At 76.5% G+C, this 766-nt stretch carries 1 protein-coding gene; it reads right to left on the reverse strand.

The features are described 5' to 3' along the window. On the reverse strand, nucleotides 1–766 hold a 766-nt coding region (locus G3573_RS21755; RefSeq protein ID WP_276208777.1), incomplete at both ends, for a penicillin-binding transpeptidase domain-containing protein.

Here is a 766-nt window from a genome sequence, read left to right on the forward strand (position 1 = left end):
CACCCGCGGCCCGCGCGAGAGCAGCGGGCCGGGCGTGCGCCCGACAGGCGTGGGCGTCTCGCGCAGGATGTCCAGCACCTGGCGCGCCGCGTCGGCCCGCACCAGGCGCCGCCCGCCCTGGCCCGGCCGGCGCGCGGCGTCTTCCATGGTCCAGGCCAGCGGCTTGGCCAGCCCGTCGTCGGCCAGGGCCGAATACAGCACCGCCAGGTCCTGCAGCGTGATCCCCGCTCCGCCCAGCGCCAGCGCCAGGCCCGCGCCGCGCGTCTGCACCTTCGGGCGGACCAGCCGCACCCCGGCGTTCTCGAGCCTCGCCTGGAACACCTCCGGCCCGATCTTGTCGAGGGTGGAGACGGCCGGGACGTTCAGCGAATTGGTCAGCGCCTCGCGCACCGTCACCTCGCCGTGGAAGGCGTGGTCGAAGTTCTCCGGCTGGTAGTCGCCGAAGCGCAGCGCCGCGTCCTGCAGCTTGGTGTCCGGCGCCGCCAGGCCCTCGTCGAAGGCCAGGGCGTAGACGAACGGCTTCAGGGCCGAGCCGGGCGAGCGCAGGGCGCGGGTCATGTCGACCCAGCCGCCGGTGCGGTCCAGCCCCGCCGAGCCGACCGCGGCGCGCACGGCGCGGGTCTTCACCTCGATCACCACCACCGCCGTGGAGGTCTGCGGCCCCTGCTGGGCGGCGGCCTCGCGGGCCAGCTCCTCCAGCCGCGCCTGCAGGCCCGCGTCCAGCGTGGTGTGCACGGTGGCCTGGGCGCGCGGCGCGTTCGCCGCC

It is taken from the genome of Caulobacter sp. 17J65-9 (assembly GCF_010975005.1).
Taxonomy (GTDB): domain Bacteria; phylum Pseudomonadota; class Alphaproteobacteria; order Caulobacterales; family Caulobacteraceae; genus 17J80-11.